This is a genomic window from Shinella agrisoli (assembly GCF_046557955.1).
Classification (GTDB): Bacteria; Pseudomonadota; Alphaproteobacteria; order Rhizobiales; family Rhizobiaceae; genus Shinella.
The window spans coordinates 174,276-197,539 of record NZ_JBJIEP010000004.1; the positions used below are offsets into that span (position 1 = coordinate 174,276).

22 protein-coding genes are annotated in these 23,264 nt (G+C 66.1%); 7 read left to right on the forward strand and 15 right to left on the reverse strand.

Features of this window, described 5'->3' with window-relative positions; translation table 11 throughout:
* The 4 genes from ACIIOY_RS04925 to odc2 form a co-directional block, all read right to left on the reverse strand.
* Nucleotides 1-447 (reverse strand): glyoxalase superfamily protein, encoded by a 447-nt coding sequence (locus tag ACIIOY_RS04925; RefSeq protein WP_411033507.1) that lies wholly within the window; start codon nucleotides 445-447, stop codon nucleotides 1-3.
* Between the two features lie 275 nt (nucleotides 448-722).
* Nucleotides 723-1,397, reverse strand: a complete 675-nt coding sequence (locus ACIIOY_RS04930; protein ID WP_411033508.1) for an OmpW/AlkL family protein — start codon at nucleotides 1,395-1,397, stop codon at nucleotides 723-725.
* Nucleotides 1,398-1,606: 209 nt separating this feature from the next.
* Entirely contained in the window at nucleotides 1,607-2,197 is a 591-nt protein-coding gene (locus ACIIOY_RS04935) for a GNAT family N-acetyltransferase (RefSeq protein WP_411033509.1), read from the reverse strand.
* A 92-nt stretch (nucleotides 2,198-2,289) separates the two neighbouring features.
* Entirely contained in the window at nucleotides 2,290-3,423 is a 1,134-nt protein-coding gene (gene odc2 / locus ACIIOY_RS04940; RefSeq protein ID WP_411033510.1) for an ornithine/lysine decarboxylase, read from the reverse strand.
* A 586-nt stretch (nucleotides 3,424-4,009) separates the two neighbouring features.
* Between odc2 and ACIIOY_RS04945 the strand changes: the two genes are divergently transcribed.
* The 3 genes from ACIIOY_RS04945 (at nucleotide 4,010) to ACIIOY_RS04955 (ending at nucleotide 6,679) form a co-directional block, all read left to right on the forward strand.
* A complete protein-coding gene (locus ACIIOY_RS04945) occupies nucleotides 4,010-4,915 on the forward strand; it encodes a LysR family transcriptional regulator (RefSeq protein ID WP_411033511.1) in 906 nt (301 codons plus the stop codon).
* A gap of 85 nt (nucleotides 4,916-5,000) precedes the next feature.
* On the forward strand, nucleotides 5,001-5,642 hold the full coding sequence (locus tag ACIIOY_RS04950; protein ID WP_411033512.1) for a DUF1007 family protein: 642 nt from the start codon (nucleotides 5,001-5,003) through the stop codon (nucleotides 5,640-5,642).
* A complete protein-coding gene (locus ACIIOY_RS04955; protein ID WP_411033513.1) occupies nucleotides 5,636-6,679 on the forward strand; it encodes a nickel/cobalt transporter in 1,044 nt (347 codons plus the stop codon). The genes ACIIOY_RS04950 and ACIIOY_RS04955 overlap by 7 nt, the downstream gene beginning before the upstream one ends.
* A 45-nt stretch (nucleotides 6,680-6,724) precedes the next feature.
* Here the strand turns inward: ACIIOY_RS04955 and ACIIOY_RS04960 are convergent, their stop codons facing one another.
* The 4 genes from ACIIOY_RS04960 to ACIIOY_RS04975 all read right to left on the reverse strand — a co-directional run bounded on the left by ACIIOY_RS04960 (nucleotide 6,725) and on the right by ACIIOY_RS04975 (nucleotide 9,191).
* The gene (locus ACIIOY_RS04960) at nucleotides 6,725-6,943 is read right to left on the reverse strand and encodes a hypothetical protein (RefSeq protein ID WP_411033514.1); all 219 of its coding nucleotides are present in this window, start codon (nucleotides 6,941-6,943) and stop codon (nucleotides 6,725-6,727) included.
* A complete protein-coding gene (locus ACIIOY_RS04965) occupies nucleotides 6,940-7,632 on the reverse strand; it encodes a GNAT family N-acetyltransferase (RefSeq protein ID WP_411033515.1) in 693 nt (230 codons plus the stop codon). Before ACIIOY_RS04965 ends, ACIIOY_RS04960 begins: the two co-directional genes overlap by 4 nt.
* Nucleotides 7,633-7,716: 84 nt before the next feature.
* On the reverse strand, nucleotides 7,717-8,415 hold the full coding sequence (locus ACIIOY_RS04970) for a tellurite resistance TerB family protein (RefSeq protein ID WP_411033516.1): 699 nt from the start codon (nucleotides 8,413-8,415) through the stop codon (nucleotides 7,717-7,719).
* Between the two features lie 137 nt (nucleotides 8,416-8,552).
* The gene (locus tag ACIIOY_RS04975) at nucleotides 8,553-9,191 is read right to left on the reverse strand and encodes a 2-dehydro-3-deoxy-phosphogluconate aldolase (RefSeq protein WP_411033517.1); all 639 of its coding nucleotides are present in this window, start codon (nucleotides 9,189-9,191) and stop codon (nucleotides 8,553-8,555) included.
* A 155-nt stretch (nucleotides 9,192-9,346) separates the two neighbouring features.
* Here ACIIOY_RS04975 and ACIIOY_RS04980 point away from each other — a divergent pair, with 155 nt between their 5' ends.
* Entirely contained in the window at nucleotides 9,347-9,832 is a 486-nt protein-coding gene (locus ACIIOY_RS04980) for a CYTH domain-containing protein (protein ID WP_411033518.1), read from the forward strand.
* 63 nt (nucleotides 9,833-9,895) lie between these two features.
* A complete protein-coding gene (gene trhO, locus ACIIOY_RS04985; protein WP_411033519.1) occupies nucleotides 9,896-10,846 on the forward strand; it encodes an oxygen-dependent tRNA uridine(34) hydroxylase TrhO in 951 nt (316 codons plus the stop codon).
* 123 nt (nucleotides 10,847-10,969) lie between these two features.
* Here the strand turns inward: trhO and ACIIOY_RS04990 are convergent, their stop codons facing one another.
* Entirely contained in the window at nucleotides 10,970-12,343 is a 1,374-nt protein-coding gene (locus ACIIOY_RS04990) for a GH1 family beta-glucosidase (RefSeq protein WP_411033520.1), read from the reverse strand.
* A 497-nt stretch (nucleotides 12,344-12,840) separates the two neighbouring features.
* Between ACIIOY_RS04990 and ACIIOY_RS04995 the strand changes: the two genes are divergently transcribed.
* Nucleotides 12,841-13,737, forward strand: coding sequence for an HD-GYP domain-containing protein (locus tag ACIIOY_RS04995; RefSeq protein ID WP_411033521.1), 897 nt, complete (start codon nucleotides 12,841-12,843; stop codon nucleotides 13,735-13,737).
* Between the two features lie 52 nt (nucleotides 13,738-13,789).
* Here the strand turns inward: ACIIOY_RS04995 and ACIIOY_RS05000 are convergent, their stop codons facing one another.
* The 5 genes from ACIIOY_RS05000 to ACIIOY_RS05020 all read right to left on the reverse strand — a co-directional run bounded on the left by ACIIOY_RS05000 (nucleotide 13,790) and on the right by ACIIOY_RS05020 (nucleotide 20,032).
* Nucleotides 13,790-14,974: a Gfo/Idh/MocA family protein gene (locus ACIIOY_RS05000; protein ID WP_411033522.1), complete on the reverse strand. Its 1,185-nt coding sequence runs from the start codon at nucleotides 14,972-14,974 to the stop codon at nucleotides 13,790-13,792.
* A gap of 180 nt (nucleotides 14,975-15,154) precedes the next feature.
* The gene (locus tag ACIIOY_RS05005) at nucleotides 15,155-16,207 is read right to left on the reverse strand and encodes a sugar phosphate isomerase/epimerase family protein (protein ID WP_411033523.1); all 1,053 of its coding nucleotides are present in this window, start codon (nucleotides 16,205-16,207) and stop codon (nucleotides 15,155-15,157) included.
* Nucleotides 16,208-16,433: 226 nt separating this feature from the next.
* A complete protein-coding gene (locus ACIIOY_RS05010) occupies nucleotides 16,434-17,387 on the reverse strand; it encodes a substrate-binding domain-containing protein (RefSeq protein ID WP_411033524.1) in 954 nt (317 codons plus the stop codon).
* 60 nt (nucleotides 17,388-17,447) lie between these two features.
* Entirely contained in the window at nucleotides 17,448-18,458 is a 1,011-nt protein-coding gene (locus ACIIOY_RS05015; protein ID WP_411033525.1) for an ABC transporter permease, read from the reverse strand.
* 47 nt (nucleotides 18,459-18,505) lie between these two features.
* A complete protein-coding gene (locus ACIIOY_RS05020) occupies nucleotides 18,506-20,032 on the reverse strand; it encodes a sugar ABC transporter ATP-binding protein (protein WP_411033526.1) in 1,527 nt (508 codons plus the stop codon).
* 220 nt (nucleotides 20,033-20,252) lie between these two features.
* On the opposite strand from ACIIOY_RS05020, the gene ACIIOY_RS05025 reads away from it, so the two are divergent.
* Complete coding sequence (locus tag ACIIOY_RS05025) at nucleotides 20,253-21,284, forward strand: LacI family DNA-binding transcriptional regulator (protein WP_411033527.1); 1,032 nt, start codon at nucleotides 20,253-20,255, stop codon at nucleotides 21,282-21,284.
* A gap of 237 nt (nucleotides 21,285-21,521) precedes the next feature.
* Here ACIIOY_RS05025 and ACIIOY_RS05030 read toward each other — a convergent pair whose 3' ends face one another.
* Nucleotides 21,522-23,030: a methyl-accepting chemotaxis protein gene (locus tag ACIIOY_RS05030; RefSeq protein WP_411033528.1), complete on the reverse strand. Its 1,509-nt coding sequence runs from the start codon at nucleotides 23,028-23,030 to the stop codon at nucleotides 21,522-21,524.
* Nucleotides 23,031-23,264: the final 234 nt, after the last annotated feature.

Consider the following 23,264-nt stretch of genomic DNA (forward strand, 5'->3'; position numbering starts at 1 on the left):
CTACCATTCGAGTTCGAGGTGCGGCCGGCCGTTCGAGGTCTTCTCCCTCGTCCGCCCCGTCTCGTCGACCGTGCAGCTGACGCGCTGGCGGAAGGCGGAGAAGCTTTCGAAGGTCACCACGTCCACCGGCTCGTCGAAGTGCAGCGTCATGCGGTAGCGGCCCGGCTGGTTCGGCAACGCCTGCACACCGATGACCTCCGCGTCGAAGGGCTGTCCAAGGTAGTGGCCGCGCACGCGCGAGCCGAGCATCCACGGATTGAACGGCGGCCGGTTGCCCGCGGCGGCATGGAGCGTATTCCAGTCGCGAAAGCCGTATTGCGCGGCGATGAGTTCGAGCGCACGGGAATGGGAAACGGGCTGCCCGTCGTCCGCAAACCGGTTGCGCAGGCGTCTTGCCTGATCTTTCAGGGCATCGAGGGAAGGAAGCGGCGTCGATGAGGGACGCATGTCGGATCTCCAATATCTGCATGCATCTGTCGGAGGGAGCCCGCATTGCCACCGGTTCGCATGCGTGATGCTGGAAGACCGATTGTCTGATCGAGAGACTTCACCAAAGCTTGCGCTCGCGGACGGCAGGGGCTCTCACCCTGCCCCGCACATAGGCATTCACCGCCCGTCTGTCAAATGCTCCGGTGGCGGCGCATCGCCACCGGAAGCGTGGTCTTGCCGGAGGGCCCGCCCCGTCCCCCGCGGACGACGGGGCGGTTTCCCCGCGCCGGACCTCAGAAGCGGTAGGTGATGCCGGCGCCGACCAGCCAGGGATCCAGCTTGGCCTTGCCGGTCAGCGGCGCGCCGTTGAAGTCCACCTTCCATTCGGGCTCGAGGAAGAGCTTCTTCACGTCGAAGTTCACGCCCCAGTGCTCGTCCAGCATGTAGTCGAAGCCGACCTGCAGCGCCGCACCCAGCTTGTTCTTGACGTCGAGGCCGCTGAAGGCGCCCGAGCCGGACTGGTTGTAGAAGAGCGTGTAGTTCACGCCCGCGCCGACATAGGGCTTGAAGGCGCCGAAATCGGTGAAGTGATATTGCAGGGTCAGCGTCGGCGGCAGGAGCCACGTCTTGCCCACCTTGCCGAGGCCGGCGATAGAGCCGTCCGCATTCACATTCGCATAGGTCGTGCCGAGGATGAGCTCGGCGGCGATGTTGTCGGTGAAGAAGTAGGAAATGTCGAGTTCCGGGACGAGCGTGTCCGAATAGGAAAGGTCGGAGCCGGCAATCCCGTCGACGAAACCGGAATCGTTGGTCAGGACGCCGAGGCCGCGCACGCGGATCTGCCAGGGGCTCTGCGCCGCGAAGTCGGTCGTCGCCTCCGGCGGCGCCATGCGCTCTTCGAGGTCCGCCGCCGGCGCCTGGCCGCCGAGCAGCATAAGGCCGGCCGCAAGGGCGGCAAGCTTCGTCATCCCATTTCCGTTCATGTCGTCTCTCCATCGGTCGCGACTCTTTGCGCGGCGACTATGAAGCCACGGGCAAACGACCTCCTTTGAGATGGATCAAACGAAGGCGGAACGGCACCGGGATTGGCGCAGAATTCGTACAGATGTTGACGATTGCCTAATAAAAACAATGACAGGCATCAAGAACGAGGAGCCGGCCGTAGCCGGCGCCCCTTTCAGGCGGCCTTGGGCAGCCCGGCCGGCATGCGGCGGCGGCCGCTGGCGACGAGCACGCCGGCGGCGCCGTCGAGCCAGCCGTCCTTCAGTTCCAAAGCGAGGAACCGGCGGCGCGCGAACGGGCCGGGCATGACGAGATGCTGCGCCTTGTCGGCGAAGAAGCCGAAACGCTCGTAATATTCCGGATCGCCGACGAGCAGCACCGCGCCGTGGCCGCGGTCGCGCGCCTCGGTCACCGCGGCCCGCATCAGCGCGCCGCCGATGCCCTTGCCCTCGTGCGCGCAATCGACGGCGAGCGGGCCGAGCAGCAGCGCCGGCACGGCATTGCCGTCCGAATCGACCCCTGCCTCGACATTCCACAGGCGAACCGTGCCGATGACGTGGCCGTCCGGATCGCGCGCGACGAGCGCGAGGCCCTCCGCCGGCATGCGGCCGCGGCGCAGCTTTTCGGAGGACTTGCGGAAGCGGGCCTCGCCCATGACGCTGTCGAGCAGGCGCTCGCGCGCGACGACGTCGCCGGCGTTCTCCCGGTCGATGGTGAAGGCGGCATGCGCGAAGAACGCGCGGACAGAATCAAGAACAGTGGCCATCTCTGGGCCTCCCGAACTCAAAACCGTTTCAGACGGTATCCGGAATGAAGTGTGAGGGTGGCGCTCCCGCAGGGACGGGAGCGCCGTGGCGGTCAGATGACGTAGGCCTTGAGCGGCTCGAAGCCGTTGAAGGCGACCGCCGAGTAGGTCGTCGTGTAAGCGCCCGTGCCCTCGATCAGGACCTCGTCGCCGATCGTCAGCGAGACCGGCAGCGGATACATGTTCTTCTCGTAGAGCACGTCGGCCGAATCGCAGGTCGGGCCGGCGAGCACGCAGGGCTCCATCCGGTCCTCGTCGCGCGGCGTGCGGATCGGATAGCGGATCGCCTCGTCCATGGTCTCGGCAAGGCCGCCGAACTTGCCGATGTCGAGGAAGACCCAGCGGTGGTTGTCGTTGTCCGACTTCTTCGAGACGAGGACGACCTCCGCCTTGATCACGCCCGCATTGCCGACCATGCCGCGGCCCGGCTCGATGATGGTCTCCGGGATCTGGTTGCCGAAGTGCTTCTTCAGCGCGCCGAAGATCGCCTGACCATAGGCTTCAGCGGACGGAACGTCGCGCAGGTACTTCGTCGGGAAACCGCCGCCCATGTTGACCATCTTCAGCTCGATGCCCTGCTTGGCAAGCGAGACGAAGACGCGCTTGGCATCGGCGAGCGCCGAATCCCAGGCGTCGAGCTTCGTCATCTGCGAGCCGACATGGAAGGACACGCCGTAGGACGTCAGGCCGAGCTGGTGGGCGTAGACGAGCACGTCGACGGCCATCTGCGGCACGCAGCCGAACTTGCGCGACAGCGGCCATTCGGCGCCCTCGCCGTCCGTCAGCACGCGGCAGAACACGCGCGCGCCGGGTGCGGCGCGGGAGATCTTCTCGACTTCCTCATGGCTGTCGACGGCGAAGAGCGAGACGCCGAGCGCATGGGCACGGGCGATGTCGCGCTCCTTCTTGATCGTGTTGCCGAAGGAGATGCGCGAAGCGGTCGCGCCGGCGTCGAGCGCCATCTCGATTTCGGCGACGGACGCGCAATCGAAGTTGGAGCCCATGCTGGCGAGAAGGCGCAGGATCTCCGGCGCCGGGTTGGCCTTGACGGCATAGTAGATCGCGCTGTCCGGCAGCGCATGGCGGAAGGCCTTGAAGTTGTCGCGCACGACATCGAGGTCGACCACGAGGCAGGGGCCGTCGGGACGTCGGGTGTTCAGGAAGTCGATAATACGTGCAGATGCCATCTCGGTATTCCCCATATCCAGGTTGCTCCGGGAAAACCCGGAGGACAAAGGGCAGATGCGGCAACGCTCTGGAACCAGCCGGTGGAGACCCCGGAACCAAGCATGCGCATCGTGCGCGAACGGTGAACCGAAGCCCGCCTAGGCTTCAATTCGGCTTTGTCTGCCTTGGATTGGTTGGGAGAACCCGACCGCACGTCCGGCAATGAAGGTGTGCCTCTTCAGTAACCCCGGCTGATGGAAAGCCGGGAGACACCAGAAAGGCCCGCACCGTCGTTGCTTCAAGATGTCCTCGCATTTCCCGGTTGGCCGGGATAGCGACTGGAGCGGTTAGGTCCAGGTACCTTACCGATGATCCTCACCAAATCGAGGGTCGGCGGACACCCACAGGCACGTGCGACTTTGGGCAAGGCTGGAGATAAGAAGAATCGCTGTCGTAATCAAGAGGTTTTTTGCGTTCGACTATTGAAAATATTCATCGAGCCACGACATTCGCGGAACTGGTTTTGACGCATCCTTTCCGCGTCCGGCGGCCCAGGCGCCGGACCCCGCGCCGCGACACGGCGGCGTATCGTTCAAGTGGGGACACATGGATACATTGACCCGAATTCGGGCCTTCATCGACGTCGTCGATGCAGAAGGCTTTTCCGCCGCCTCGCGCAGGACCGGCCGCTCGAAGGCGCTTCTGTCCAAATACGTGCGGGAGCTGGAGGACGAGCTGGGCACGCTGCTGCTCAACCGCACGACCCGCCAGTTCTCGATGACCGAGGCCGGCCACACCTACTACCGCACCGCCTCCGACATCCTGAAGGAGATCGACAACCTGGCCGATCTCGTTCGCGAGAAGAACACGGACCTGCGCGGCAAGCTGAAGGTCTCCGCTCCGCGCACCTTCGTGGACGCCGACATCGGCCAGTCGCTCATCGACTTCGGCCGGCAGCACCCGGAACTCTCGCTGGAGATCGTCTCCGACGACCGGTTCGTCGACCTGGTGGAGGAAGGGTTCGATGTGGCGATCCGCATCACGCGGCTCGAGGATTCCGCCCTCATCGCCCGCAAGCTCGGCGACTTCTTCCTGAAGATCTGCGTGACCGAGGAATTCCTGGAGCGCGCCGGCCCCATCAACCATCCGAGCGATCTCGCCCGCCTGCCCTGCATCATCGACACCAACGGCAAGTCGCACAGCAACTGGCGCTTCGTCGACGAGAAGGGCGCCGGCTTCAGCGTGCCGGTCGGCGGCCATATCGAGGTCAACAGCCCGACGGCGGCCGTGCGCGCGGCGGCAAGCGGCCTCGGCGTCGCGCAGGTGCCGGCCTTCATCGCCCGCCCCTGCCTCGATTCCGGCCGGATCGTCTCGATCCTCGAGGACTACCTGCCGACCGACCGCGGCATCTACGCGATCTACCCGCATCGCCGCTACCTGCCGGCGAAGGTCCGCACCTTCGTCGATTTCCTGCACGGCTGGTTCCGTCGCAATCCCGGCATCGAGGCGTAGTAAAGTCCCAATTCCGACCCATTTGCGTTACATTGAACCGGACGAATCCCGAGACCGCCACGCCGCTCCGAGAGGATAGAAACCGATGCGCGCCCTCCCCCTTCTCGTTGCCGGAGCAGCCCTCCTCGCGCCGGCTGCGGCCTTCGCCCATCCGCATATCTTCGCGGAAGCGCGGCTCGAAGTGGTCGCGAGCGAGGACGGCACGGTCAACGAACTGCGCAATGTCTGGCGTTTCGACGAGATGTTCTCCGCAAGCGTCGTCATGGACTTCGACAAGAACAGCAATGCCGAGCTCGACCCCGACGAGCTCGCCGAGGTCGGCAAGACCGTCCTCGAATCGCTGGAGGAGTTCAGCTACTACACGACGATCACCGAGGACGGCAAAACCATCAAGGTCGCCAAGCCCGACGCGATAAACGTCGACTACAAGGACGGCCAGCTGCTGATGTTCTTCACCGTCAAGCCGGGCGAGGTCATGCCGCTCAAGGGCAAGCTGACGTTCGGCGTCTACGACCCCACCATGTATGCGGCGATGGATTTCGCCTCGGACGACGACCTCGTCACCGTCGGCGACAAGTTCGCCGCCTGCAAGCGCGCGGTCGTCAGGCCCGACCCGGACGAGGTGCTCGCCCAGAACCAGGACAGCCTGACGGAAGCCTTCTTCAACGACCCGGCAGGCACCGACATGTCGAAACTCTTCGCCACCCGTCTGGAGCTGACATGCTGACCCGCGCGTTCCATGCCGATGCCCTGAAGCAAAGAGGCGTGCTCCTCGCACTCGTCCTCGCCCTTGCTTTCATTCTCACCGCAGGCCTCGCCCATGCCCAGTCGCCGCTCGGCATCGGCTCGGCGGAGCCGGGTTTCAACACGTCCGGCGTCTTCGGCGGCCTGTTCGCCTGGATCAACGCCCAGCAGCAGGGCTTCTACCGGCTGATGACGGGCGCCCTGAAGGAAATGCGCGAGAACCCGTGGGCGGCCTCGACGCTCGTCGCGCTGTCCTTCGCCTATGGCGTCTTCCACGCCGCCGGCCCCGGCCACGGCAAGGCCGTGATCTCCTCCTACATGCTGGCGAACGAGGTGGAGCTGAAGCGCGGCGTGCTCCTCTCATTCCTCTCCTCGATCCTCCAGGGCATCGTCGCCATCCTGCTCGTCGGCGCGGCCTACCTGTTCCTGCGCGGCACGACGATCTCGATGACCGACGCCACCCGCGCGCTCGAGATCGGCAGCTACGCCCTCATCGCACTGTTCGGCGCCTGGTTGCTTTTCCGCAAGCTCCGGCCGGCCGAGCGCCGCGCCTCCGCGCTCGGCGCGCAGGCCGTCGAGGTCCGCGACGATCACCATCATCACCACCACGCGCACCATCATCATCACCATCATGCCGGTGAAGTCTGCGCCACCTGCGGCCATGCCCATGCGCCGGATCCCTCGCTTTTGAAGGGCGAGCGCTTCGCGCTCAGGGAGGCCTGGTCGGCGATCGTCGCCGTGGGGCTGCGTCCCTGCTCCGGCGCGCTCATCGTGTTGAGCTTCGCGCTCCTGAACGGCCTCTATCTCGGCGGCATGCTCGCCGTGCTCGCCATGTCGATCGGCACGGCCATCACCGTCTCCATCCTCGCCACCCTCGCCGTCACCGCCAAGGGCGCGGCCGTGCGCTTCGCCGGCAACGGGTCTGCGGCCGTGCGCGTCGGCACCGCCATCGAGATCGGCGGCGCGGCGCTGGTGATGGTCCTGGGGCTGGTCCTGCTCGGAGCCGCGCTGCAGGCCTAGAGAAATCCCGGCAAAATCCGGTTCATCGGGGCATTCGGCTGAATGCTAACCTTCGCGATTGCGCTGGTAGCGCGAGCGCAGCCAGAAGAGCAGGAAGAAGCCGAGTACAAGCAGCGTGCCGAACATGCCTGCCAGCCACGGCGAGACGTCGCCGAGCGCGATCATGACGCGCGGCAGGAAGTAGAACGCCACGCCCGTGCCGATGAGGATGAGGAGCGCCGCCAGCGCCGGCGATTTCGCCTTGCGTTCGGGTGCCCCGCTCATGCCGGGTCCGCCTTGGCGATCTCGGCACGGATGTCTTCCAGCTTGCGCTTCTGCCGGCCGGCCGCATCGAAGTTCGCCGGAGACAGCCAGGCCTCGAACGCCTTGGCGAGGACCGGCCATTCGCCGTCGATGATCGAGAACCAGGCGGTGTCGCGGTTCTCGCCCTTGGAGAGCATGTGCTGGCGGAAGACGCCCTCGAAGGTAAAGCCGAGGCGGGCGGCGGTGCGCTTGCTCGCCTCGTTGCCGTCGTGGCACTTCCACTCGTAGCGGCGGTAGCCGAGATCCTCGAAGACATGCTTTGCCAGGAGATACTGCGCCTCAGTGGAGAGCGGCGAGCGGGACATGCCGCTCCCGTGGGCGATGCCGCCGATCTCGACCACGCCGTTCGCCGGATCCGGGCGCATGTAATGCGCCATGCCGACGACCTTGCCGCTGGCCTTGTCGACGATGACCTCGCGCACCCAGCCGGACTTGATCACCGCCTCCGACCAGGCGTCGAAATCCTCGATGCCGGCAAAATCGTCCTGCGAGAAATAGCGCAGCAGCGCATTGATCTGCAGCCCGCCGAAGGCATTCCAGAGAGCCTGGAGATGCCTTGCGCGATCATAGGGCTCGATGTGCACGGTGCGCCCTTCCAGCGTGACGGGCGCAGGCGGCGGACAACCCTTCCAGTCTTTGAGATCGCGCATCAATTCCTCCTTCGGTCCCGCCGAAGGCATAGAACAGCGGGCGGTTCCAGGCAATGCGGAAAGCGGCGGCCGGCCGCTCCCCCGCTACGCCGGGACCTTGGCCGCGGAGACCGTCGCCTCGATATGGTCGACCAGCGCATCCGGCAGGCCGAGGCGGCCGGCGAGCAGGTCGAGGTAACCGCGCTCGGCGCGCGACTCCGGCTCGATGGCGAGGCGCGAGGCGGTGTAGAGCTCCACGCGCTGCTCCTCGGTCTTCGCCGCCGCGATGATCGCGTCGAGATCGACCGGATTGGCGAGCTCCTCCTCGAGGAACTGCGCGGCATCCTCGCCGAGGCCGGAAACCTTCAGCTTGTCCACGATGCGGGCGCGCTCGGCATCGTCGATATGGCCGTCCGCGCGGGAGGCGGCGATCATGGCGCGCACGAGGACGAGGGCGAAGTCGGTGCTGACGGCCTCCGGGTTGAAGCCGGAATCGGCCGGCGGCGGCAGGAGCTCCGGCGTGCCGGCCTGAGCGGTCTCCTGCGGGTTCTGGCCGGCCTTGTAGTTCTTGTAGGCCTGGTAGCCGAGGCCGGCGATGGCGGCGAGGCTGCCGAGCTTCAGCGCCGAACCCGCGACCTTGCGGCCGCCGCCCGTGCCGAGCAGCACGCCGGCGATGGCGATGGTGGCAAGAGGGTTGTCCTTGGCGAGCTGGGTGACCTGGCCCGCGCGGTCGCGCACGGTTCCGCCGGCGCCGGGCACCTGGGAACCGAGGAACTGGTCAAGCAACTTCTTGGCGTCAAACATGGGCGGTCTCCGTTTCTCCTGCCGACTGCAAGGCAAGATAGGAATGCCCATTCTAAATTACAAACGCATAACGGGGAGAACGGCCGCGGACGGCGACGCCGCGACCGGCGGCGGGCCGGACAATTACGTCGGCCTTCTCAGCCTTTCAGGGCGGCGGCTTCGGCGGCAAGCTTCTCGATGCCCGCCCAGTCGCCCCTGGCGACGAGGTCCTTCGGCGCGACCCACGAGCCGCCGACGCAGACGACGTTGGGCAGCGAGAGGTAATCGCGGGCATTGGCGAGCGAGATGCCGCCCGTCGGGCAGAACAGCGTGCCGGCGAGCGGCGAGGACAGCGCCTTGATATAGGCCGCGCCTCCCGCCTGCTCGGCCGGGAAGAACTTCAGCACCTCGTAGCCCTCCTCGCGAAGGCCCATGACCTCGCTCGCGGTGGCCGCGCCCGGCAGAAGCGGGATTTCGGAATCGGCCGCCGCCTCGATCAGCTCCTGCGTCGTGCCGGGGCTGACGATGAACTGCGAGCCCGCCTCGGCCGCCGCCTCGAACTGCGCGGCATTGAGGATCGTGCCGGCACCGGCGACGGCGCCCTCGACTTCGTTCGCCACCGCCCGGATCGCCTCCAGCGCGGCGGTCGTGCGCAGCGTGATCTCGATCGCCTTCAGCCCGCCGGCCACGAGCGCGCGCGCCAGCGGAACGGCCGTCTTGACGTCTTCGACGATCAGCACCGGCACCACCGGCTGCAGCTTCAGGACGGAAAGGAGCTTGGCGTTCTTCTCGCTCATGGCACCACCTTTTTAAAACGATTGAATTGAGATCGGCATACCGCGTCCGCGCCATCGTGTCGAGCCTAAAGCATGATGCGTGCACTTGTCATGACACACTTATCGTGTGTAGTCTGCCCTCGCCCAAGCCCATCTCCAACAGCGAAAGCGTGCCTATGGCGAAAGAGATCGAGCGGAAGTTCCTGGTGTCGGGCCAGCGCTGGCGCACCTTCGCAGATGAAGGCATCGCCATACGGCAGGCCTACGTGGTGGCCCAGGACGATCGGTCTCTCCGGGTTCGCATCTATGGCGACGGACACGCGCGCATCACCCTGAAAGTCGGCCATACGGCCCTCGTTCGCGACGAATACGAGTTCGATATCGACCGCGACGAGGCCGAGGACATGCTGCGCCATGCGATCGGCAACGTGATCGAAAAGGTGCGCTACCGGGTGCCGCACGAGGGCCATGTCTGGGAGGTCGATGTCTATGAGGGCACCCATCGCGGCCTGGTGATCGCCGAGGTCGAGCTTTCCTCGATCCACGACGAGCCGCGGCTGCCGAACTGGGTGGGCCGGGAAGTGACCGGCGAAAGCCAGTATTCCAACCAGTCGATGGCGCTCGGCATGAGCAGCGGCGCGAGCCTGCGCCAGCTTGCCTGAGCGGCCCGCGGCCGGACCATGCGCCGCATTGCCTGAAATGTGCCGAAGCTGTATGTGGCGGCCATGACAAACGAGATTCCTTCGCCAGCACGGGCGCCAGTACAGGACAGCGGCTTCCTCGTCGCCGCGCTCTACCATTTCGTCTCGGTTCCGCGTTTTGCGGACCTGCGTGCGCCCTTGCAGGCGCTTTGCGAGGACAACGGCGTGCGCGGCACGCTGCTTCTCGCCCATGAGGGCATCAACGGCACGATCGCCGGGCCGGACGCCGGCGTGCGCGCCGTGCTTTCCTTCCTGCGCAGCCAGCCGGAATTTTCGGGGCTGGAGCACAAGGAGAGCCATGCGAGCGAGATGCCCTTCCTGCGCATGAAGGTGCGGCTCAAGAAGGAGATCGTCACCATGGGCGTCGAGGACATCGACCCCACGCGCTCGGTCGGCACCTATGTGGCGCCCGCGGACTGGAACGCGCTGATCTCGGACCCCGACACCATCGTCATCGACACGCGCAACGACTACGAGACGGCGATCGGCATGTTCAAGGGCGCGGTCGATCCGAACACGAAGACCTTCCGCGAGTTCCCGGACTGGGTGCGCCGGAACACCGGCCTGCACAACAAGCCGAAGATCGCCATGTACTGCACCGGCGGCATCCGCTGCGAGAAGGCGACCGCCTTCATGAAGGAACAGGGCTTCGAGGAGGTCTACCACCTCAAGGGCGGCATCCTGAAATACTTGGAAGAGGTGCCGCCGCAGGAGAGCCTTTGGGAAGGCGCCTGCTTCGTCTTCGACGAACGCGTCTCCGTCACCCACGGCCTCGAAGAGGGCGAGCACAAGCTCTGCCGCGCCTGCCGGCACCCGCTGACGGCAGAGGAGATTGCCTCGCCGCTCTACGAGGCCGGCGTCTCCTGTCCGCATTGCCACGCAACGCGCAGCGAGGCGGACCGCCGGCGCTTCCGCGAGCGGCAGAGGCAGATGAACCTCGCCCGCAAGCGCGGGGAGCGGCATCTGGGAAAGTAGTCCGGCCATAGTGCCCCTTCCGGATCACGCATCCTGGTGGCGGAGCTTGCGGGGAGAGGATCAGGGTGAGGGGCAAGCTCCGAAACGCCGGCGGCTCGCTTTTCCTTCCGATTTTCCAAGGGGTCACCCCGCCCGATGATTCCCCTTCGGGAACTCGCCCGCGAGCGCCGCATACCAATGGCCGCTCTTCTTCACCGTGCGCACCTGCGTCTCGTAATCCACGTGCACGATGCCGAAGCGCATCCTGTAGCCTTCCGCCCACTCGAAATTGTCCATGAGGCTCCAGGCGAAATAGCCGCGCATCGGATAGCCCTCGGCGATGAGGCCGGCGGTGACGGCGAGGTGGTCGGCGATGTAGTCGAGCCGCGGCTGGTCGTCGACCGTCCCGCCCTCCACGCCCATGTTGTAGCAGGCGCCGTTCTCGGTGATGTAGCACGGGGGCAGCGGGTAGTCGGCGTTGAGCCTGCGGACGAGGTCGCCGAGCGCGGGGGCGAAAACCTCCCAGCCGATGTCGGTCCTGGCCTCGGCGACCGGCGGCGCGGGCACGGTGGCGGGAAATTCCGCACCGTCGGCCGGGTCGTGGGATACGCGCATCGGCGTGTAGTAGTTGAGGCCCCACCAGTCGAGCGGCTGGGAGATCGTCTCCATGTCGCCGGGCTCGATCGCCGGCATGCGGTGGCCGAGGGCGGCAAGGAAGCTTTCGGGATATTCGCCCTTGAAGACGGGGCCGAAGAAGACGCCGTTGTGGAAATCGAAGGCGCGGGCAGCGGCTGCCCGGTCGGCCGGGCTGTCGCTGCCCGGATAGATCGCATGGGCGTTCAGCACCAGGCCGACCGGCAGCGACGGCCGCTCGGAGCGGACGGCGGCGACGCCGAGACCATGTGCCAGATTGGTGAAGTGGAGCGCATGAAGCGCTGCGTCCATGTCGCGCTCGCCCGGCGCGTGGATGCCGTAGAGGTGGCTCAGCCAGACGGAGCACCAGGGCTCGTTGAAGGTCGCCACCGCATCCAGCCGGTCGCCGAGCCGGGCGGTCACCGCCCTGGCATAGCGCTGGAAGGCATAGGCCGTCTGCCGCGCCGTCCAGCCGCCGTCGCCCATGAGCATCAGCGGAAGATCCCAATGGTAGAGCGTGGCGAAGGCCTTGATGCCCCGCGCCTTGAGGCCGTCGACGAGGCGGTCGTAGAAATCCAGCCCCTTCTCGTTCACCGGGCCGGTGCCTTCCGGAACGATGCGCGGCCAGGCGATGGAGAAACGATAGGCCGCAACGCCGAGCGAGGCGATGAGGTCGAGGTCCTCCTCCAGGCGGTTGTAGTGGTCGCAGGCGACATCGCCGTTGTGCCGGCCATGGACGCGGCCCGGCATGTTGGAGAAGGCGTCCCAGATCGACGGCTTGCGCCCGTCCGCCTTCGAGGCGCCCTCGACCTGGAAGGCGGCGGTCGCCACGCCGAACACGAAGTCGCCGGGAAAACGGTCGGCAAGGGTCTTGGGGTCGATCATCGGGCGCTTCCGGTCCTTACGTGCTGCGCGCCGTCGCAGGCGCTTCTGCAACGTTGCAGTAATGCGGCCGCGCGAAAAGTCAACGCCTGCGGCATGCAGTATCGTTCACGCGGCATTTGCGTCCGTGGTTTTTCGAAGGGCATTCGGACGGGGTGTGCCGCACAGGCACGCCCGGCGCGTGAGGGTCCGCGTCCTTTCCCCACCCCCCGCGCCGACTCCGCTTCACTGCCACGCCTGGCAGCGTATCCGCGGCGGGTTGCGGGGGCGGGGAAAACCGCGGGGCGGTTTGCTGGAAAGCGAGGGTTTTCCGGTGGGTGGATCCTCGGGTCAGGCCCGAGGATGACGACAGAAGAGAGGGTGCCGAGGGCTATCGCGATGGTTCCGCGTGCCGCATCGTGCCTTGCCCGCGCAGGGCAGAGCTTAAAGCAGCGCCTGCTTAAACAAAAGCTTAGGAAATCGTTCCGTAGAATGCCCGCGTCCTGGGAGGAGACAGGCGCGTGGTACGACGAATTCCGAAGCATCTCGTTCGCAAGGGCATGTTCGTCGAATCGGTCGAATGCCCGGACGCCGAATTTTCCGGGCGCCGTTTCCTCGTCCAGTCCGACGAGACCATACGCGCCATCCTCGCCACCTCCGCGGCCTACGCGTTGGTCAATCCGCAAAAGAGCATGATGGACATCGACGCGGCCGGCGGCCCGGCGGCCGGCGCGCAGGAGCGCAAGCGCACCGCCGAGACGGTCGTGCAGGCGACGAGCGCCTTGCGCGGCAGCTTCGATGCGGTGCGCCGCGGGCAGCTGCAGGCCGACACGCTCAACCCCGTCGCGGATGAAATCTCCAGCCGGATCGACGCCTCGCCCGAAATCTTCCTGGAGGTCACGCGCCTCAAGACGAAGGACGAGGGAACCTATGTGCATTCGCTGGCGGTGAGCGCACTGATGATGCGGCTCGCACGGTCTCTCGGCTATGCGGACGACATGGTGCGCGAACTCGGCGTCGCCGGCCTCTTGCACGATGTCGGCAAGCTCATGGTGCCGAACGCCATCCTCAACAAGGCCGGCCGGCTGGAGGCGGAGGAACGGCGCCTCGTGCGCAACCATCCCGAGGTCGGCTATCGCCTGCTGAAGGAACAGGGCGGCATGTCCCACCTCGTCCTCGACATCTGCCGGTACCATCACGAAACCCTGGACGGCAGCGGCTATCCGCTCGGCCTTGCGGCCGGCGAGCTCAGCCAGGAAATCCGCCTCGCCACCGTCTGCGACGTCTTCGAGGCACTGACGAGCGCCCGCCCCTACAAGCAGCCGTGGACCGCACGGGATGCGCTGAGCTGGATGTTCAGCCGCGGCCAGCTGTTCGACAAGAAACTGGTCATCCGCCTCGGCGGCATCTTCGCCTGAGGCGGTAGCCGGCCGCCGCGCCGGGGCGGGTACCCGGTCGCCTTTACGACAATCAGACCTTCACCCAGGCGCCGTTCCTTTTCGACGACTGCACGCAGGCATCGACGAAGAGCATGCCTTTCAGGCCGTCGTCGACCGTCGGATAAGTGACGGCGGGATCGACCTCGGCGCCGTTGCGCTTGGCGTAGATGGCGCGGGCGGCCTCCGAATAGATGTTGGCAAAACCTTCCAGATAGCCTTCCGGATGGCCGGAGGGCACGCGGCTGACGCGGCCGGCGGCCGCACCGGCGCCCGCGCCGTTGCGGGTGATCAGCCGCTTCGGCTCGCCGAACGGCGTGTACCAGAGATAGTTCGGGTCAGCCTGCACCCATTCCAGGCCCCCCTTGGTGCCGTAGACGCGCACCTTCAGGCCGTTCTCGTGGCCGGGCGCGACCTGGCTGCACCAGAGCGTGCCCTTGGCGCGCACCCCGTCTTTCTCCTTGAAGCGCAGCATCACATGGGCGTTGTCGTCGAGCCGGCGGCCCGGCACGAAGCTGTCGAGATCGGCGGAGAGCTCCTCGAGCTCGAGGCCGGAAACGAAGCAGCCGAGATTATAGGCATGGGTGCCGATGTCGCCGGTCGAGCCGCCCGCGCCCGACTTCGACGGGTCCGTGCGCCAGGCGGCCTGCTTCTGGCCGCTGCTCTCGATGTCCTCCGTCAGCCAGTCCTGCGGATATTCCATCTGCACGAGGCGGATGGCGCCGAGCTCGCCGCTGGCGACCATCTCGCGGGCCTGGCGGACCATGGGATAGCCGGTGTAGTTGTGGGTGAGCACGAAGAGCGCGTCGCTCTCCTCCGCCAGCTTCTTCAGCTTACGGGCGTCGGAAAGCGTCGAGGTCAGCGGCTTGTCGCAGATGACATGGATGCCGCGCTTCAAAAACTCCTTCGCGGCCTCGTAGTGCACGTGGTTCGGCGTGACGATCGCCACCGCCTCGATGCCGTTCTTCAGCTTGACCTCGCGGATCGCCATCTCCTTGAAGCTGCCGTAGCTGCGCGCGGGGTCGAGACCAAGCTCGCGCGCCGACTGCGCGGCCTTTTCCGGCGAGGACGAGAGCGCGCCGGCGACAAGCTCGTAATGGTCGTCCAGCCGGGCCGCGATGCGGTGCACCGCGCCGATGAAGGCGCCCGAGCCGCCGCCGACCATGCCGAGCCGGATGCGGCGCTCCCGCGTCTCGCTGGTGCTTCCTTCGATTGCCATATGTGTTCCTCCTGAAAGTTCATCGTGGGGCAAATGCCCCTCATCCGGCCTGCCGGCCACCTTCTCCTTGGCTGCGGGGCGAAGGGGATAGGACGCACGGTTTTCCTCAAACAACGCCCGTTCGTGGGGCAAGTCCCCTCTCCCCGCTTGCGGGGAGAGGGCCAGGGTGCGGGGCAGCCCTCACAGCCCCAGCATGCGCCGGTTCGCCGCCTCGTCCGTACCCGCATCGGCGAAATCGTCGAAGGCCTTCTCCGTCACGCGGATGATGTGCGCCTTGACGAACTCGGCCCCCTCGCGGGCGCCGTCCTCCGGGTGCTTGAGCGCGCATTCCCATTCGACCACGGCCCAGCCGGCGAAATCGTTGGCGGCCATCTTGGAGAAGACGGCGCCGAAATCGACCTGGCCGTCGCCGAGCGAGCGGAAGCGGCCGGCGCGGTCCACCCAGCCCTGGTAGCCGCCGTAGACGCCCTGCCGGCCGGTCGGGTTGAACTCGGCATCCTTCACATGGAACATGCGGATGCGGTCCTTGTAGATGTCGATGTTGTCGAGATAGTCGAGGCACTGCAGGACGTAGTGCGAGGGATCGTAGAGCATGCAGGCGCGGGCATGGTTGCCGGTGCGCTCCAGGAACATCTCGTAGGTGATGCCGTCGTGCAGGTCCTCGCCGGGATGGATCTCGTAGCAGACGTCGACGCCGTTCTCCTCGGCATGGTCGAGGATCGGCTTCCAGCGCCTTGCGAGCTCGTCGAAGGCCGTCTCGACGAGGCCGGCCGGGCGCTGCGGCCAGGGATAGACGAAGGGCCAGGCGAGCGCGCCGGAAAAGCTCGCCATGGCATCAAGGCCGAGGTTCCTCGAAGCCGTCAGCGCCATCTTCACCTGGTCCACCGCCCATTCCTGCCGCGCCTTGGGATTGCCGCGCACTTCGGGCGCCGCAAAGCCGTCGAAGGCCTCGTCATAGGCGGGATGCACGGCGACGAGCTGGCCCTGGAGATGGGTGGAAAGCTCGGTGACCTCGACGCCGTTCTCGCGCGCCTTGCCGGCGAACTCGTCGCAATAGGCCTTGGACTCGGCCGCCTTCTTCAGGTCGATGAGGCGGGTGTCCCAGGTCGGCACCTGCACGCCCTTGTAGCCGATGTCGGCGGCCCATTTTGTGATCGCGTCCCAGGAGTTGAACGGTGCGGCATCGCCGGCGAACTGGGCGAGAAACAGGCCGGGGCCCTTGATCGTCTTCATCTTTGGCTTCCTCCCATGCATCCGGCCGTTCCTGCGGCCAGTCGAAGATAGTTTTGCGGTACGTACCACAGCGCGTGGCAGGCTAACGGCCTTTGGCAGGATGGGCAATGCGGAAATGCGGGATTGGTGGAATTGAGGTGCGCGGGCTTGTCGACGGAGGCGCGGTGCGCGGGCTTCGTCGTCGAACCGCCCGGGCAGAACCCGGGCGGATCGCTTCGTCTTCGGATCAGAACGGGGAATCCGGGAAGTAGAAGTCCTTCGCGTTGTCCTTCGTCACCAGCGTGGCGTCGATGGTGTAGACGCCACGGACCGGGACCTGGCCGTAGAAGTTGGCGGCGGTCATTTCGAGCGCGGTGCCGACCATCGCCGGCGGATAGAGCACGTCGACCGGGATCATCTTGTCGCCGTCCATGACCTTCTTGATCATCTCCTTCGAGCCGGCGCCGGCCACGACATACTGGATGTCCGTGCGGCCGGCCTGCTCGATGGCCTGGAGGACGCCGACGGCCATGTCGTCGTCCTGGCACCAGACGACGTCGATCTTCTGGTACTTGGTCAGGTAGTCCTGCATGACCTTGAAGGCGTCGTCGCGGTTCCAGTTGCCGTACTGGCGGTCGAGGACCTTGACGTTCGAGCCTTCGATGCCCTTGTCGAAGCCGTTCTGGCGTTCCTGGTCGATCGGGATCGGCATGCCGCGGATGACGACGACCTCGGCGTCCGGCGTCGTGGCCTTGATGTATTCGCCCGCCGTCTGGCCGAGCGCGAAGTTGTTGCCGGCGACGTAAAGGTCGCGCACCGTGTTGTCGTTGACGCTCGGCGCGCGGTCGACGAGGGCGACGAAGGTGCCGCCGTCCTTGATCTCCTTGATCGCGTTGACCAGCGGATCGGGGTCGGTCGGCAGGATGACGAGCGCGTCGATGCCCTGCGTCTGGAGGTCCTGCACGGCGTTGGCCTGGCTTGCCGGGTCCGGCGAGGTCTTGACGATGACGTTGAGGCCCTCGTGGCGCTCCATGAGGAGCTTGGCGACGCGCTCGGCGTGGTAGACCACGCCCGCCGTCCAGCCGTGGCTGGCGGCCGGGATGGAGACGCCGATCGTCACGTTCTTCTGTTCTTGTGCGTGGCCGAGGCCGGTGAAGGCGGCGAGCGCCGCAACCGTCAGGCCCAGTAGTTTCTTGCGCATGAGTTTCCTCCCAAAAGCAGGTCTTCCTTCATGGCCGGGGACCCGTGAACCCGGCTGTACTTACGACTTCCGCACCAGCGAGCGCTGGACGAGCATCGCAATGATGATGATCGCGCCCTGGATGGCCCCGATCAGATATTCGCTGATGAAGTTGGACAGCAGCATTATGTTGCCGACCAGTTCGAGAATGAAGGCGCCACAGATCGTGCCCCAGACGCGGCCCGCCCCGCCCTTCAGCGCCGTGCCGCCGACGACGACCGCGGTGATCGCCTGCAACTCCCAGAGAATGCCGGTGGTGGCGGAGGTGGAGCCGAGGCGCGGCACGTAGAGCAGCACGGCGATGGCGACGCACAGGCCCTGGATGACGAAGGCGATGGTGCGCACCCGGTCGACGGGGATGCCCGAATAGCGCGCCACGTCCCGGTTCGAGCCGACGGCGACGACATGGCGGCCGTAGCGCATGCGGTAAAGGACGAAGGCGGCAATGGCGGTGACGACGAGGATGACGACGATCGGCACCGGCACGCCGAAGAGGTGGCCGAAATAGGCCGGGCGGTAGAGCGCCTGCAGTTCCGGCTCGCGCAGCGTGATCGCGCCGCCCTGGGAAAGCCACGTCGTCAGGCCGCGGTATATGCCCATCGTGCCGAGCGTGGCGATGAAGGGCTCGATCTTGCCGACCGTGGTGATGAGGCCGTTGGCAAGGCCGCAGCCGGCGCCGATGATGACCGTCAGCACCACGGCGGCGGTCAGCATGAGCGAGGGATCGGCGATCGCGCCGGAATTCATGAACAGGATCATGATCGAGGCGACGAAGGCGACCATGGAGCCGACGGAAAGGTCGAGGTCGCCGGAGGAGATGACGAAGGTCGCCCCGACCGCGATGATCGCGATGAAGGCGCTGCGCGTCGCCACGTTCGCCAGGTTGTTGAGGCCGATGAAGTTGGGGTTTATCAGCGCCCCGACGATGAGCAGCAGGGCGAGCGCCGCAAAGGGCGCGACCGCCCTCAGGTCGACGTCCCGCCAGCTCCGGCCCTTCGCCTTCGTTTCGCCCAGGTCTTCGCTTGCCGTCATGTTCTTCCCCGACGTGAATTCGTTGCGAATGCCGCCCGGCGTCGCGCTCAGGCGGCGGTCTTCTTCTTCAGGCCCGCCGAATAGCGCATGATCTCCTGCTCGGTGATCTCCTCGCCCTCGAGGATGCCGACGATCCGCCCTTCCCGCATGACGGCGACGCGCGTGCACAGCCCGATGATCTCCGGCATCTCCGAGGAGACGACGACGATCGACTTGCCGTCGCGGGCGAGCGCCGAGATGAAGTGGTAGATCTGCTGCTTGGTGCCGACATCGATGCCGCGCGTCGGCTCGTCGATGATGATGACGTCCGGCTCGGTCTCCATGACCTTGGCGAGCAGCAGCTTCTGCTGGTTGCCGCCCGACATACGGCCGGCGACGACGCGCCCGTCGCGCACGCGGATGTCGAAGCGCCGGCGTGCGCGCTCCAGCGCGGTCGCCTCGCTCTTCGGGCTGAGATAGCCGTATCTTCCGTGCTTCTCCAGCGATTGCAGCGTGAGGTTCGCCGTCATGCGGGAGTTGAGCAGCAGGCCCTTGTGCTTGCGGTCCTTGGTCATGTAGGCGATGCCGACGCGGTTGGCGGCATGCACGTCGCCGGAGGGCACGCTCTCGCCGCGCACCGAGACCTCGCCCGCCGTGCGCGGGCGCAGCCCGGCGACCGCCTCCATCAGCTCCGTGCGGCCCGAGCCGATCAGGCCGGAAAAGCCGAGGATCTCGCCCTTGCGGACCTCGAAGCTCGCATCCTTCACATAATGCGTCGAAAGGCCCTCGACCGAAAGCGTCACCTCCTCGTCGACGCTCGGCTCCTGCTTGGCGGGATAGAGGCTGGACAGTTCGCGCCCGACCATGAGCTGGGCGATCGACTCGCCGTCGAGGATGCCGGTCGGCGCGGTCTTCACCCATTGCCCGTCGCGCAGCACGGTGACGCGGTCGGTCAGCTCCATCACCTCGTCCAGCTTGTGCGAGACGAAGACGAAGGACGTGCCCTTCTCGCGCAGCTTGCGCACCTGGCGGAAGAGGTAGTTGGTCTCCTCGCGGGAGAGGACGGCGGTCGGCTCGTCCATGAAGATGATGCGCGCATCGCGGCTGATCGCCTTGGCGATCTCCACCATCTGCTTGTCGGCGATGGACAGCGAGCTGATCAGCGCGTTCTCGTCGACGTGGGAGCCGAGCTGGTCGAGCACGCGGCGCGTCTCGGCGCGCATGAACTTGCGGTCGAGCACGCCGTAGCGCGTCACTTCCCGGCCGAGGAACAGGCTCTCGGTGACGGTGAGGTGTTCGGCGAGGTTGAATTCCTGGTGGATGATGACGATGCCGAGCTGCTCGGCCTGGCCGTTCGGCGGCAGCTTCACCGGCTGGCCGTCGAGAACGATCTCGCCGGACGTCGGCTGCTCGAAGCCGGAGAGGATCTTGACGAGCGTCGACTTGCCGGCGCCGTTCTCACCCATGAGAGCGTGGATCTCGCCGGCGCGCAGCTCGAAATTGACGCTGAACAGCACCTGCACGCCGCTGAAAGACTTGCTGATGCGGCGGGCGGCAAGAACGACGGGAGCCCCGTCGGCAGCGTCCGGATTCATGATTTCCTCCCTGCGGCTCCTCGACCGCTTGAGCATGATGTAAACCTTTACAGTGCTGATGTAAAGGTTTACATTGTTGGATGTCAGCAATTTTTATCAAGCGCTGTTTGACCCTCGGGCCAGTCTGTGTAGTGTCCCCGCAATTCGTTTGTTTCAAGCAATTCCGGACGCAGCCGCTTGGCATCCCTGCCGGAACTGCCACCGCCGAGTGAGAGCCAGTTTGTCGACGCCCAGCCCTGCCACGATCGAGGACGTCGCGCGCATCGCGCAGGTCTCGATCGCGACCGTCTCGCGGGCGATCCACACGCCGGAGAAGGTGGCGAACTCGACGCGGCTGAAGGTCAACCAGGCGATCGCCATCACCGGATATACGACCAATGCGATGGCGCGCAGCCTGCGTCTCGGCCGGTCGAACATGATCCTGGTCGTGGCCCCCGACATCGGCGACCCGAACTTCTCCAACATCCTCGTCGGCCTTGAGAACGAGGCGCGCGCGCACGGCTACGGCATCCTGATCGGCCACACGCAGAACGACCCGCAGCGCGGGCTCGAATACCTGAAGTTCCTGAACTCCAACCAGGCGGCGGGGCTGATCCTGTTCACCGGCATCCTGCCCTTCGGCCACCAGACCATGACCGCGCGCCTGCCGCCGAGCGTCGGCGTCTTCGAGCCGGTCTACAACGGCGGCATCGCCTATGTCGGCGTCGACGACATCGAGGGCGCGCGCAAGGCGGTCGACCTGCTGATCGCCGAGGGGCACCGCAAGATCGCCTTCATCGGCGATTCGCGCACGCGGCTCGCCTACAGCCGCCGCCGCCAGGGCTATGACGAGGGGCTCGACGCGGCCGGCGTGCCGCCCGGCGAGCGCATCGTCGTCGAGGGCGACGGCACGATCGAGAGCGGGCGGCTGGCGCTCGAACAGCTCTTCATGCGCGACACGCTGCCGAGCGCGTTCATGTGCGTCAACGACCAGACCGCGATCGGCGTGATGATCGGCCTCGGCGCGCGCGGCTACGACATTCCGGCCGACTTTTCCGTGACGGGCTTCGACGACGTGCCGCAGGCGACCTTCATGACGCCCTCGCTCACCACGATCCGCCAGCCCCGCACCGCCATCGGCAAGAGCGCCATGGCGCTTCTCCTGGAACTGCTTTCCGGCAGCGAACCGGCCGAGACGGAAATCCTGCTCCGGCCGGACCTGATCGTGCGCAACTCGGTGTCCGCGCCGGCGCGGCGGTTCTTGAAGCGGTAAGGTCATTGGCGGAGGAGGCGGCGCGCTTCTTCCAAGCATGGCCTCGCGATACATCTGCCCCTCATCCGGCCTGCCGGCCACCTTCTCCCCGCAGGCGGGGCGAAGGGAACATGCCGGACCGGTTTCCCGAATTATCGGCGTTTATGTGGGCACGTCCCCTCTCCCCGCCTGCGGGGAGCGGGTTAGGATGAGGGGCAAACCTGCAGCGAGAAGAAGTCGATGGGAGGGAATAGCCCCTCACCCATACCGCCGCTGCGCCGGCTTCGCCGCACGCTGGTCGCGTGTTGCCGAGACGGTGAAGCGGTCGACGAGGCTCTTCAGCGTCGTGCTGATCTGCATGAGATTGTGCGTGGCGGCGTTGGTTTCTTCGACCATCGCGGCGTTCTGCTGGGTCATCTGGTCCATGCTGCCGACGGCGGTGTTGATCTCGGAGATGCCGGCCGACTGCTCGCGGGCGGAATTGGCGATGGCGTCGATATGCCCGTTGATGTTGACGACCTGCTCGCCGATATGGTGCAGCGCCTCGCCGGTCTTGTTGACCAGCGAAACGCCGAGCAGCACGTCCTCGAAGGACTTGTCGATCAGCGCCTTGATCTCCTTGGCGGCCTCCGCGGATTTCTGCGCGAGCTCGCGCACCTCCTGCGCCACGACCGCAAAGCCCTTGCCGGCCTCGCCGGCCCGTGCCGCCTCGACGCCGGCATTGAGCGCCAGCAGGTTGGTCTGGAACGAGATCTGGTCGATGACGCCGATGATCTGGGTGATCCTGCGCGACGAGTCCTCGATGGCGCTCATCGCCGAGACCGCCTGCTCGACGACCGCGCCGGAGCGCCTCGCCTCCTCGGTCGCGCTGCCGACGACGCGGCGCGCCTCTTCCGCGCGGCTGGCCGCCTCGCGGGAAATCGTGGTGATCTCCTCGACGGCCGCCGCCGTCTCCTCCAGCGAAGCCGCCTGCTGCTCGGTGCGCCGCGCCATGTCGTCCGTGGCGTTCACCAGTTCGCCGGAATTGCCGGCCGCATCCTCCGCCGCGGTGACGATCGCGCCGAGCGTGTCGTCGAGCTTCTCGATCGCGGCGTTGAAGTTGGAGCGCAGCCGCTCGAACTGCGGGGCGAGCGGCCTGGTGATGGCGGCGGTCAGGTCGCCGCCGGCAAGGCGGTTGAGCGAAGCGTCGAGGGCGCCGAGCGCCTCTTCCTGCTCGGCATTCAGCGCCTGCCGCGCGGCCTCCGCCTTCTCGCGCTCTTCCTGGAGCGCCTCGAGGTAGACCGAGATCGCATAGTCCATGTCGACCAGCGCGGCCTTGACGATGGCCGTGATCTCCTCGCCCAGCGCCGCCGCCTTCTTGCGGTAGAGGAAGCCTTCGAGATGCTTCGTGATGACGCTCTCGACGATCGCCTCCAGGATCAGCGCATAGCCGCCGATATACCAGCGCGGCTCCAGGCCGAGACGGGCATGGGTCCGCCCGATCATGGTGACGGCGTCGACATATTGCGTGTCGAAGCGGCCCGACCCGATCAGTTCCCAGTGCTTGACCTGCCGGCCCTTGGCGCTCTCGATATGCGCCTCCGAGGAGAAGAAGCGGGCCGTCTCGGGCGTCGCGCGCGCCTTGCGGTAGAAGGTGTCCAGCGCGCCGTCGAGCGAGGCGGAAATGGCCGGCAATGCCCGCTTCAGCGCGGCGCGCTGGTCCGTATCGAGATCGACGAACTGGAGGCGTTCGTTCAACTGCTGGGTCTTGGCATCCTGCGCTGACATCGGGCAAATCCTCGTGTGCTTGCAACGGCGGCCGACACGAAACCCCGAATCAGGTCTCCATCTGCCGGACCGAGGAGTTTTTTCGCAGGGGAGAGTAAACAAACAATATAGATGGCGGCCGATTACTTTTTCAAAATTGATAAAAATCAAGCTTCTGTTGAATTTATGTCCGGTATCCGCTCATTGTTATAAAATATAGCATTAAATACAACTCCGATACAATACTACCCGGCA

Excerpts from the sequence above, each read along its gene's own strand:
- ACIIOY_RS04935 (WP_411033509.1), bottom strand. The coding sequence starts at position 2,197 with ATGGCCACTGTTCTTGATTCTGTCCGCGCGTTCTTCGCGCATGCCGCC.
- ACIIOY_RS04980 (WP_411033518.1), top strand. The coding sequence starts at position 9,347 with ATGGCGAAAGAGATCGAGCGGAAGTTCCTGGTGTCGGGCCAGCGCTGG.
- ACIIOY_RS04970 (WP_411033516.1), bottom strand. The coding sequence starts at position 8,415 with ATGTTTGACGCCAAGAAGTTGCTTGACCAGTTCCTCGGTTCCCAGGTG.
- ACIIOY_RS04925 (WP_411033507.1), bottom strand. The coding sequence starts at position 447 with ATGCGTCCCTCATCGACGCCGCTTCCTTCCCTCGATGCCCTGAAAGAT.
- ACIIOY_RS04975 (WP_411033517.1), bottom strand. The coding sequence starts at position 9,191 with ATGAGCGAGAAGAACGCCAAGCTCCTTTCCGTCCTGAAGCTGCAGCCG.
- ACIIOY_RS05020 (WP_411033526.1), bottom strand. The coding sequence starts at position 20,032 with ATGAATCCGGACGCTGCCGACGGGGCTCCCGTCGTTCTTGCCGCCCGC.
- ACIIOY_RS05030 (WP_411033528.1), bottom strand. The coding sequence starts at position 23,030 with ATGTCAGCGCAGGATGCCAAGACCCAGCAGTTGAACGAACGCCTCCAG.
- ACIIOY_RS05005 (WP_411033523.1), bottom strand. The coding sequence starts at position 16,207 with ATGAAGACGATCAAGGGCCCCGGCCTGTTTCTCGCCCAGTTCGCCGGC.
- ACIIOY_RS04990 (WP_411033520.1), bottom strand. The coding sequence starts at position 12,343 with ATGATCGACCCCAAGACCCTTGCCGACCGTTTTCCCGGCGACTTCGTG.
- ACIIOY_RS04960 (WP_411033514.1), bottom strand. The coding sequence starts at position 6,943 with ATGAGCGGGGCACCCGAACGCAAGGCGAAATCGCCGGCGCTGGCGGCG.
- ACIIOY_RS05015 (WP_411033525.1), bottom strand. The coding sequence starts at position 18,458 with ATGACGGCAAGCGAAGACCTGGGCGAAACGAAGGCGAAGGGCCGGAGC.
- ACIIOY_RS05010 (WP_411033524.1), bottom strand. The coding sequence starts at position 17,387 with ATGCGCAAGAAACTACTGGGCCTGACGGTTGCGGCGCTCGCCGCCTTC.
- odc2 (WP_411033510.1), bottom strand. The coding sequence starts at position 3,423 with ATGGCATCTGCACGTATTATCGACTTCCTGAACACCCGACGTCCCGAC.
- ACIIOY_RS04965 (WP_411033515.1), bottom strand. The coding sequence starts at position 7,632 with ATGCGCGATCTCAAAGACTGGAAGGGTTGTCCGCCGCCTGCGCCCGTC.
- ACIIOY_RS05000 (WP_411033522.1), bottom strand. The coding sequence starts at position 14,974 with ATGGCAATCGAAGGAAGCACCAGCGAGACGCGGGAGCGCCGCATCCGG.
- ACIIOY_RS04945 (WP_411033511.1), top strand. The coding sequence starts at position 4,010 with ATGGATACATTGACCCGAATTCGGGCCTTCATCGACGTCGTCGATGCA.
- ACIIOY_RS04955 (WP_411033513.1), top strand. The coding sequence starts at position 5,636 with ATGCTGACCCGCGCGTTCCATGCCGATGCCCTGAAGCAAAGAGGCGTG.
- trhO (WP_411033519.1), top strand. The coding sequence starts at position 9,896 with ATGACAAACGAGATTCCTTCGCCAGCACGGGCGCCAGTACAGGACAGC.
- ACIIOY_RS04930 (WP_411033508.1), bottom strand. The coding sequence starts at position 1,397 with ATGACGAAGCTTGCCGCCCTTGCGGCCGGCCTTATGCTGCTCGGCGGC.
- ACIIOY_RS04950 (WP_411033512.1), top strand. The coding sequence starts at position 5,001 with ATGCGCGCCCTCCCCCTTCTCGTTGCCGGAGCAGCCCTCCTCGCGCCG.